The sequence below is a fragment of the Paenibacillus nanchangensis genome (assembly GCF_046543445.1).
In the GTDB taxonomy this organism is placed as follows: domain Bacteria; phylum Bacillota; class Bacilli; order Paenibacillales; family Paenibacillaceae; genus Paenibacillus_AQ; species Paenibacillus_AQ nanchangensis.
Genome location: NZ_JBHOFD010000035.1, coordinates 59,168 through 68,258, shown reverse-complemented (window position 1 = coordinate 68,258; position 9,091 = coordinate 59,168). Strand labels below are relative to the sequence as shown.

The window sequence follows — 9,091 nt, the reverse complement described above, 5'->3', positions numbered from 1 at the left end:
TTAAGCCCTCCAGCGCCGATGGTACTTGGACCGAAGGGTCCTGGGAGAGTAGGACGCCGCCAAGCACACGAACCACTGCCGATTCCGGCGGTGGTTTTTTTGTGTTTACAGTGCTTTTTCATTTCTAGCGCCTTTTTAGTTTGAATTTGTGTACCAATAGGTGCAATGCCCGTTACTGTAAAGTAAGAGATCTGCTGCAAGTCAATTTTGTTATAGCGTGAATCAATACTTTAAGATTGTTAACTTCCAATCACTGGTTGTAAGATTTATTAAGGTGGGCATTCCGGTCAACGTCTTCATAGTGCAGCCAGTTTATTTTAGCAAACGGTTTCATTAGGGTGGAAAGCAAGTAAGCTGCTGTGGCAGGCGCAGAAGCTTAATTTGAACAGGAGATGAAGATATGCGCAAATTTGAGTGCAATGAAACAGAAGTCCGGGAGCTGATCGACCGTGTCGTCCGCAGAACGATGAATATGGATTTTACCTGGAACTGGTCCTGCGGAGTAGCCTATTATGGTATCAGCAAAGCATGGGAGGTCACCGGCAATCAGGAATATATCGACTTTCTGGTCAAATGGGTGGATGAATACCTAGAACTTGGTTTGCCCGACCTGATGGTTAATTCGTGCGCCATGGGCCATACGATGATTACTCTGCACGAAGCAACGGGGGATTCCAAATATCTGGACCTGGCGCTGCTGAAAGCCGAGTATCTCCGCAAGGATGCAATCCGGTTCGGAGAGGGAGTGTTCCAGCACACGGTTTCCTCCAAAAATGATTTCCCCGAGCAGGCGTGGGCGGATACGCTGTTTATGGCCGCGTATTTCTTGCTCCGGCTGGGCTTCAAGCTGGACAGCAAAGAGTACACCGACGATGCGCTTAACCAATTTTACTGGCACGAGGAGTACCTGCAGGATACCAAAACGAATTTATTTTATCATGCGTGGGATAATGTAAGACAAGACCATCTGTCCGGGATTTACTGGGGCCGGGCCAATGCGTGGGCGGCTTATACGATGGCGCAGGCGTACAAAATGCTGAATCCCTTTATGCCGATGTGGATGCAAATTGGCGGGGCTTTAGGCGATCAGCTAAGCGCTTTGGTCCGGCTGCAAACGCCAAATGGCCTGTGGCGCACCGTTCTGGACGACGAAACGTCCTACGAGGAAACTTCGGCTTCCGCGGGCATTGCGGCGGCGATTGTTATTAACGGTCACCCGCTGCATCAGAACTATATGGCCAAGGCTTATGAAGGCATTCTCGCCAATATTGACGAAGACGGATCGGTGCGGAACGTATCGGCCGGTACGGCGGTTATGCACTCCGCGGATGATTACAAAGTCATCTCCAAAAAGCGGGTGCAGGGCTGGGGACAAGGCTTGACCTTGGCCTACCTGGTGGCTATGCTCCAGAACAAAGAGCTTGTGAACAACATTTAACTCGTGACATTCCAGCCTTCGGTAAAAGAAAAAACGGCCCTTGTCCGCTATGCTTCAGGATCAGGGCCGTTTGCCTATTTAATGGATAGTTTCCTTATCTGCTACCATTCCATCGGTTCTCCATTATAATTCAGAAATACCGGGTGTTCTCCCATAAACTCTTTGTGCCTGGCAACCCAGCCCAGAATATGGACCGCAGACTCGGAGGGCGTCAAGCTGCCGCTCTCATCGAGCTTCCCCTGCATATAACTCCTGACATGGCCCGGATGAAGAATCATGACTTGTCCCGCTGCCGCTGCTTGAAACATCCAGTGGAACAAGCGTCAGCTTGTCAGGATACCGCTGCGTTAACTGGTTGAGCGGTCCTGTGTCAGAGGCGTATTTTCCAGCAAAAACAGTGCAGCCGCTCTTCAACAGTTCCTCTGCAAAGGCTAACCCCAAGCCGTGATCGGCACCGGTGACAAATGCGGATTGTATCATCCTCTCCCACCTCTCCTGCGTTTGAACTTATTGTAACGCTTGAGCGACGCGGGAACAAAGAATTACGGCCGACGCATTACTGCCTAAATCCTTCTCTCCTTAATTCCTTCCTTCTTTACGTTCCTTGGCATATTCCGCGGCAGCAGTAAACAAGACGTCCGAAGAGGAGTTCAGTGCTGTCTCGAACGAGTCTTGAAGCACACCGATAATGAACCCTACGCCCACCACCTGGATGGCGATCTCATTTGGGATGCCAAACAGGCTGCACGCCATCGGGATCAGCAGCAGCGAACCACCCGCCACACCCGAGGCGCCCGCCGCTGCTACAGCGGACAAAACGCTGAGCAGAAGGGCTGTCGGGAAGTCAACCTCAATGCCCAAGGTATGCACGGCCGCAAGTGTGAGAACAGAGATGGTGACTGCCGCGCCGGCCATGTTGATGGTAGCGCCCAGCGGTATGGACACAGAGTAGGTGTCTTCGTCTAACCCAAGCTTTTGGCATAATCTCATATTGATCGGAATATTCGCCGCGGAGCTTCGGGTGAAAAATGCAGTAATTCCACTTTCCTTCAAGCAGCTTAACACTAGCGGATAAGGATTTCTCCGGATCGTCAGGTAGACGATCAGCGGATTTACAACGAGCGCAATAAACAGCATGCATCCAACGAGAACAAGGAGCAGTGATAAATAATCGCCAAGGGAAGAAAGGCCGTTTGATGTAATGGAATCGAACACGAGGCCCAGAATGCCTAAAGGCGCGCACGCAATAACCCATTTGACGACTTGCGAGATGGCATTTGAGAGATCCTCCAGCAGATCTTTGGTACTGTCTTTGGCATGTTTCAAAACCATCCCCAAAACAACCGCCCAAGCCAAAATTCCGATATAGTTCGCGTTTATCAGCGCGCTTACCGGATTATCGACCACTTGAAACAGCAATGTTTGAATGACCTCCACGATGCCTTGAGGAGGCGACAAATTCTCGTTCCCCGATACAAGAGACAGACGGCTTGGGAATAGGAAGCTTACAATTACAGCGGTCAATCCAGCCAAAAAAGTGCTTATGGCATACAGCGTGATGATGGCTTTCATATTGGTGCGATGGCCTTTTTTGTGTTTGGAAATGGCCGTCAAAACCAGCAGCAGCACCAACAGCGGGGCTACCGCCTTCAAAGCGCTGACGAACAAGGAACCAAGAAGAGCAATTCCCGCTGCTTGGGGAACGGTCAACGCAAGAGCGATACCGATGACAATTCCGATTACAATTCGATTGACCAGGCTTAACCTGTTCCACTTAAGTATGAGTGTACGCATAATTCCCTCCGGGTAGTGTGGATATATAACCAAGCCTGGCCGATTCCGGACAAAAGGTGAGTTATATTTATGTCAGTTTAACACGTCAAAGTCCGAAAGTGTAGATCATTTGCTGTAACATTAGCCGGTTTTTTAATGGTAAATTGCGGGTAAAGAAAAATGGTGTTTAACCTAATGGCGTTCTTCGGGTTTGGCGCTTGAAACAGCGCATTGGAGTCAAACCCGGCAACGGCAGAGTAAGGTCCGGCAAATCCGGTTAATAATAATTGGAAGAACATTGGATACCCTATCTCATACTCCAAGAAATGAGGCGATATGTATGTCCAATCCAAACCTGACTCACCAGGAAGCGGTGGAAACGGTCCGCAAGCTGATCAAAGGGATCGGCACGGCGATGCTTACAACGATTTCGTCCGAGGGACTGGTGTCCCGTCCGATGAAGACGCAGGAGGTTGAATTCGACGGCGACCTATGGTTCCTGACCAAATCCGATACAAGCAAATTTGAGGAAATTGTCCATGATCCCAGAGTAAATGTCGTGTATTCGGACAAGTCTTATGTCTCTTTGCGCGGAACGGCCAAGCTGGTGAATGATGTGGAGAAGAAAAAGGAATTTTGGAACGCGGGCTACGAAGCCTTCCTGAAGACCACCTACGACGATCCGGAGGTTATTCTCATCAAGGTGGAGGTCGAAGCAGCGGAATACTGGAAAAGCGGCAACCTTGCCGAAAAAGCGTCATATCTATTCAAGCGCATCACGAATCAGGACACGGAACAGTCGAATCTTAACCAAACGGTTGAACTGAACTAAATTCTGACCATGCCGGTTAGTGAATCAGAATCTGACTAAGCTGACAGGAACCGTACCACAGGAACGCGTCGATAGGCCGCCACGGATTGGCGGTCTTTTTGCCGTTCGCATAGATATTTTCTCTACACGTAGGAACGGAGGAGTGTGGTATGAGGATTTTAACAGGGATTTGGAAGAGTATAGGATAAAATTCCTTATACAGGATATTTGGTGAACTGACGTTGTCGCTGCTGCAGCTATCAATTTATAAACTATTGAGGATGGAGAGGAACTGTAAATTGAGCAAATGGATACAGATTGTGCCGCTGCTCCTGCTGATCTCATTATTGAGTGCATGCGGCGACGATAAGGGCAAGCTGTTTCAAGACGTGGAACGTCAGAAGGATTCAGGCGACAGCTATTCGTTCGTAAACAGTGAGTCGGAAATCACAGCGGAATCGGCGGATTGCAAATTCTCCAGATTTTCAGGGATTTATACGGTGTGGGAGATCACTTCTACAGCCGAGGCGGAGACGAAATTAAGGATAAGCGGCAGCACAAAGGCAGATAAGTTCAAGATCATTCAAGTGGACGAAAACAAAGAACTGACCGTCTTGTGGGAAGGCGGGGAGGAAAAGGAACTTGATTTAAAGCTGCCCCAAGGCAAAAGTGCGATCAAATTCGTAGGCAACAAAGGTTCGGGCAAAGTACACATGGATTTGGAACCCCAAACAGGGATGGAAGTGAACGTCACAGACGACATGTTTGAAGGCGACCCGTTCTTTAACGATTGATTCCATTGGGCAAAAAAAGAACAGAGTGCCGCGAACAGAACGGCAGCTGAAATCCGGACGCCCAAACCACAAACAGAGCGTGTCCCATAAGGGACGCGCTCTGTTTGGCATAACTGCGTTAAGTCTGGCTTATGATGCATTCAACCCGCCGCTCATTGCGGCTTAGCAGCTGGTCCGCCTAAGTCTGCTTAAGTCGGCCTAAGTCTGCTTAAGTCCGCCTAATTCCGCCTAATTCCGCCTAAGTCTGCCTAAGTCCGCCTAAGTCTGCTTATGGTCTGTCTGTGGTCTGTGTATAATCTGCCTATGGTCTGCTTATGGTCTGGCTATGGCCTGTCTTAAAGACTAGGCAGGCTGATGCTTAACCCACGGGCTAATCTAAAGTGTCAGTCTGTTACTGCTGTTTAGCGTACCACTCCGAGAACTGCTTCTGGTACTCGGCGATATACTTGTCGATGCCTGCTGCTTTCATCCGTTCCAGCGCGATGGGGTAGGCGGATTCGTAATCGATAAATCCGCTGCCGATCGGCGCCAGATATTCAGTGAATACCCCGTTCAGCTTCGTTTCTTCATTTTTTACCGGCGTGTTGTCGAAGTTGAAGCCGGCGGCTTTGGAGATAATTGCTCCCTCGTCCCAGGCTTTGTACTCCTCGATAAACTCGTCGGGTACGGTATTGTCGAACCGCATGAAGTTTTTGTTCATCAGAAGCCAGTCGGGAATCAGGGAATCGGTCGTCAGCTTCGTGAGGCGGCCGTTTTGATCCAGCGTGTAATCGGTGTCTTTGATGCCGTAAGCGAAAAGATCGTACAGCTCCTGATTTTTTTGCAGCAGATTAAAGAACATCATGTAACGTTCCGGGTCCTTGGCCCCTGCGGAGACAAAAAAGGCGGTGCTGTAAGTGCCGCGGCTGATTTTTGGCCGGCCGGTGCCCAGGAAATAGTTCGTCAGCTTCGCGTCCGGGACTGCCTGCGAAATCGTGGCCGCGCCTTCAAACGGACGGGCCGCCGTGCCAGCCCAGAACATTGCTTTGCCGGAGTTCCAGTCGGACTGCAGCTGCGGCGTATTGGTTGCGGCATATTTCGGAATAATGCCTTTTTGATACCAGCCATACATCAGATCGGCGTATTTCTTAAATTCCTCGGATTCAAACCAGTTGATGATTTTGTCGTCTTTGGCGGATTCGTCGAGCGCGATAAACTCATTTTGCCAATACAGGTTTTTGTCGGTGTAATCATACTGCAGCATTCTGCGCGCATCGGTGTTGGCATAGCCGATCAGCTCGGGGTGGGCCGCATGCACCTTATCGTAAAACTGTTCCAATTCCGCAAGTGAAGTCACTTGCTGCATACCGACCTCTTCCAGCAGGTCCTGTCTTACCAGCACGCTGTAAAACTCAGCGGAGTTCGGTTTATTGCCAACGGGAATGGCGTATTGCTTGCCATCCAGCTGGAAGGCCTTAAAGGAGGCTTCGTCCACATTTTTTTGCAGATCGGCTGTGGCATCAAGGTAAGGGGTCAGGTCGGTATATAAACCTTTGGCTACGGATTTCACCATATAGTTGGCGTCTGTGTAGGTGGCAAAATCTTCGCCGGTCGACAGCATCAAGTCGGTTTTACCGCCGCCGTATTCAGTCCAGGGCAGGAACTGAAATTCTACTTCAGCGTTGATCTCTTTTTTGATCGTATCGTAGAACTCCGTTTTGGCCAGTTCTTTCATGCGGTTGGATTCGTCGCCGTAGAGCACGATTTTAAGATTGGCCGGAGCCAAACCGCTGGCGCCTTCATTGCCGCTTCCCGGGGCGGGACTGGCATTGCCGCCGGAGTTAGCGCTTTCATTGTTGCCCTGCGAGCATGCGCTGAGCAAGAACACAGCCGCCAGGAGCAAGCTTACCCATTTTGTTTGTTTTTTCATCATGAACCCTCCTGATTAGATATCTCAGGCTGAAAGCCTGTATGCATAGGCCCATGCTCCCTAAATTCCATTGTACAACAAGTCAGGAAGGAAAGGAGCAGGGCCGTGAGCAACGCGGTGAATGCGGCTTAGCGGGATTGGATTACCCTTTGACCGAGCCGACGACAATACCTTTAACGAAGAAACGCTGCATAAAAGGATACAGAATCGCAATCGGCAGCACGGTCAGACAGGTCATGGCCATTTTTGCCGTCTCCAGCGGAGGCGCGATAATGGCACCGCCAACCTGGGCGGCATTGCCTGACGCCAGGAACTGAATGTTCGCCATCATGTTGTACATCAGATACTGGATGGTGTAGAGATCCTGATCGGAGACAAGCATGAGCGGCAGATAGAAGTCGTTCCAGAACTGCAGCGCGTAAAAAAGCGAGATTGTGACCAATCCGACCCGGCCGAGCGGAATCATAATGCTGAAGAAGATCCGCATATGGCCCGCTCCGTCAATCTGAGCCGACTCCACGATTTCATGCGGGATGCTCCGGAAGTAGTTGGCCATCAGGAACATCAGGAATACGCTGAGCAGATAAGGAACAAACAAGCCGATCAGCGTGTCGCCCAAATGATAATATTTGGTGCTGAGCAGATACCACGGCAGCGTGCCGCCGCTGAACAGCATTGTGAAATAAGCGAAAAAGGAAAAGAAGTTTTTCAGCCGGAAGCTTTTGACCGAAATGACATAAGCATAAGCGGTGGTTACCAGGACAGCCGAAACCGTGCCGAGCACCGTAACGACCAGCGACATGGAATACGCCCGGAGAATCTGCTGCGCCTTGGAGCCGAACAGAAACTCATACGTTTCGAACGTAAAGCCCCGGGGCCAAAACGAATACCCTTCCGCCGCGATTCTTGATTCCGTGGAGAGGGAACCGGACACCGCGAGCAGAAACGGGACGAGACAGATGGCCGAAAAGATGGTGATGAAGATATAAAAGGCGACGACCAGCCCTTTATTTTCAGTAGTGTGCATATCTTGCCAAGCCCCCTAAAATAGTTTGCTGTCTTTGTCATACCAGCCGGCCATTTTGTTTGCTACCAGCACCAGAATGAAACCAAACACGGACTGGTACAGGGTAATCGCCGAAGCGAAACCAAATTCGCCGGAACGGATTGCCGTTCGATAGACATAGACATCGATAATATCGGTGGTGGGCAGCAGCAGCGGATTCAGGAACGTCACGCCCATGATCATACTGAGGTCGCCTTTCAGCATTCCTCCTATACTGAGCAGCGTCATCAATATAATAGAAGGAATCAGCACCGGCAGCGTGATATGGATAATGGTCTGCCATCTGGACGCTCCGTCAATCCGAGCGGCTTCGTAGTATGAAGTATCAATGCCCTGCAGCACTGCGTAGTAGATAATGGCGCCGTAACCCGCGCTTTTCCAGATATTCGCCAGCACCAGAATAATAACGAACAGCCATGGGCTGGAATACCAGTCCACCTGGGGAATGCCCAGCGTCTGGAACAACTGATTCAGAATGCCCTTGTCGTAGTCCAGCATTGAAAACAAAATAGCGCCGATAATGATCCACGAGATGAAATAAGGGAAAAACATAACGCTTTGGGTGATTTTAATGAACCACTTGCTGCGCAGCTCATTCAAGATAATAGCGATCGATACTGAAAAAAACGTGCCGGTTAAGATGTACAGCGCATTCAGCATAACCGTGTTGCGTGTGGCCCTCAGCGCATCATCCATGCTTGAGAAAAAAAACTCGAAGTTGGAGAATCCCGCCCATGGGCTGCCGAAGATGCCGTCAACAAAGTTGTAGTTTTTGAATACGAGGATAAGTCCGCTCATCGGCAAATAAGCAAACAAAATAAGTACGATGATCCCCGGAAGAGCCAGCAGGTACAGCGAACCGTCCCTCCTTAAAGCTTTGCCGAAGCTTCGGCTCCGGGTCTTTCCGGATTCCGTTCCGGCAAGCCTGCCCGGTGCGCCCGGCGTAGTCTCCTGCATCATAAATTGCTTCACTCCTTTAAACAGTGCTGGTTCACCATGCTTGCCAAGGCTTGCCAAGCGGTGGTTCAAGCGCATGCCGCAGTGTGTATCAAGCAAACGCTTTACACCGAAAATCATACGTCCAGCAGTTTGTAACCGCTATCAAAAGAATCGGAAAAACGTTAAAAAAAGCCGATCCTGGCGGCTTAAAAAAAGTAAAAACGTCTCATTTTTTTGTGATTTAGGCTTGTTTAGGCCTGTTGGAGCGGAAAAAAGGCGTGTTTTGGCCTGCAAATGGACCGCCTCAACATGGAGTGGGGTTAAGGTGGCTGGAGGGGAAAAAGCGACTTGGGAGCATCCA

9 protein-coding genes are annotated in these 9,091 nt (G+C 50.1%); 3 read left to right on the top strand and 6 right to left on the bottom strand.

The features are described 5' to 3' along the window. The first annotated feature begins 400 nt into the window (after positions 1-400). Positions 401-1,438 (top strand): glycoside hydrolase family 88/105 protein, encoded by a 1,038-nt coding sequence (locus tag ACE6ED_RS23690; protein WP_410829903.1) that lies wholly within the window; start codon positions 401-403, stop codon positions 1,436-1,438. A gap of 101 nt (positions 1,439-1,539) precedes the next feature. On the opposite strand, the gene ACE6ED_RS23685 is transcribed toward ACE6ED_RS23690, so the two are convergent. From ACE6ED_RS23685 to sstT, 3 genes are all read right to left on the bottom strand, one after another. Next, positions 1,540-1,716, bottom strand: a complete 177-nt coding sequence (locus tag ACE6ED_RS23685) for a Rossmann-fold NAD(P)-binding domain-containing protein (protein ID WP_410829904.1) — start codon at positions 1,714-1,716, stop codon at positions 1,540-1,542. Next, on the bottom strand, positions 1,664-1,918 hold the full coding sequence (locus tag ACE6ED_RS23680) for an SDR family NAD(P)-dependent oxidoreductase (RefSeq protein WP_410829902.1): 255 nt from the start codon (positions 1,916-1,918) through the stop codon (positions 1,664-1,666). The genes ACE6ED_RS23685 and ACE6ED_RS23680 overlap by 53 nt, the downstream gene beginning before the upstream one ends. A 99-nt stretch (positions 1,919-2,017) precedes the next feature. Further along, positions 2,018-3,232, bottom strand: coding sequence for a serine/threonine transporter SstT (sstT, locus tag ACE6ED_RS23675; protein WP_410829901.1), 1,215 nt, complete (start codon positions 3,230-3,232; stop codon positions 2,018-2,020). 319 nt (positions 3,233-3,551) lie between these two features. Between sstT and ACE6ED_RS23670 the strand changes: the two genes are divergently transcribed. Together ACE6ED_RS23670 and ACE6ED_RS23665 are read left to right on the top strand one after the other, a co-directional pair. Next, positions 3,552-4,043 (top strand): pyridoxamine 5'-phosphate oxidase family protein, encoded by a 492-nt coding sequence (locus ACE6ED_RS23670; RefSeq protein ID WP_410829900.1) that lies wholly within the window; start codon positions 3,552-3,554, stop codon positions 4,041-4,043. 278 nt (positions 4,044-4,321) lie between these two features. Next, complete coding sequence (locus ACE6ED_RS23665; RefSeq protein WP_410829899.1) at positions 4,322-4,816, top strand: hypothetical protein; 495 nt, start codon at positions 4,322-4,324, stop codon at positions 4,814-4,816. Between the two features lie 391 nt (positions 4,817-5,207). Here ACE6ED_RS23665 and ACE6ED_RS23660 read toward each other — a convergent pair whose 3' ends face one another. The 3 genes from ACE6ED_RS23660 to ACE6ED_RS23650 all read right to left on the bottom strand — a co-directional run bounded on the left by ACE6ED_RS23660 (position 5,208) and on the right by ACE6ED_RS23650 (position 8,751). Further along, positions 5,208-6,728, bottom strand: a complete 1,521-nt coding sequence (locus ACE6ED_RS23660; RefSeq protein WP_410829898.1) for a DUF3502 domain-containing protein — start codon at positions 6,726-6,728, stop codon at positions 5,208-5,210. 139 nt (positions 6,729-6,867) lie between these two features. Then, on the bottom strand, positions 6,868-7,752 hold the full coding sequence (locus ACE6ED_RS23655) for a carbohydrate ABC transporter permease (protein WP_410829897.1): 885 nt from the start codon (positions 7,750-7,752) through the stop codon (positions 6,868-6,870). A 15-nt stretch (positions 7,753-7,767) separates the two neighbouring features. Next, positions 7,768-8,751: an ABC transporter permease gene (locus ACE6ED_RS23650; RefSeq protein ID WP_410829896.1), complete on the bottom strand. Its 984-nt coding sequence runs from the start codon at positions 8,749-8,751 to the stop codon at positions 7,768-7,770. Positions 8,752-9,091: the final 340 nt, after the last annotated feature.

Excerpts from the sequence above, each read along its gene's own strand:
- ACE6ED_RS23690 (WP_410829903.1), top strand. The coding sequence starts at position 401 with ATGCGCAAATTTGAGTGCAATGAAACAGAAGTCCGGGAGCTGATCGAC.
- ACE6ED_RS23685 (WP_410829904.1), bottom strand. The coding sequence starts at position 1,716 with ATGATTCTTCATCCGGGCCATGTCAGGAGTTATATGCAGGGGAAGCTC.
- ACE6ED_RS23680 (WP_410829902.1), bottom strand. The coding sequence starts at position 1,918 with ATGATACAATCCGCATTTGTCACCGGTGCCGATCACGGCTTGGGGTTA.
- sstT (WP_410829901.1), bottom strand. The coding sequence starts at position 3,232 with ATGCGTACACTCATACTTAAGTGGAACAGGTTAAGCCTGGTCAATCGA.
- ACE6ED_RS23670 (WP_410829900.1), top strand. The coding sequence starts at position 3,552 with ATGTCCAATCCAAACCTGACTCACCAGGAAGCGGTGGAAACGGTCCGC.
- ACE6ED_RS23660 (WP_410829898.1), bottom strand. The coding sequence starts at position 6,728 with ATGATGAAAAAACAAACAAAATGGGTAAGCTTGCTCCTGGCGGCTGTG.
- ACE6ED_RS23655 (WP_410829897.1), bottom strand. The coding sequence starts at position 7,752 with ATGCACACTACTGAAAATAAAGGGCTGGTCGTCGCCTTTTATATCTTC.
- ACE6ED_RS23650 (WP_410829896.1), bottom strand. The coding sequence starts at position 8,751 with ATGATGCAGGAGACTACGCCGGGCGCACCGGGCAGGCTTGCCGGAACG.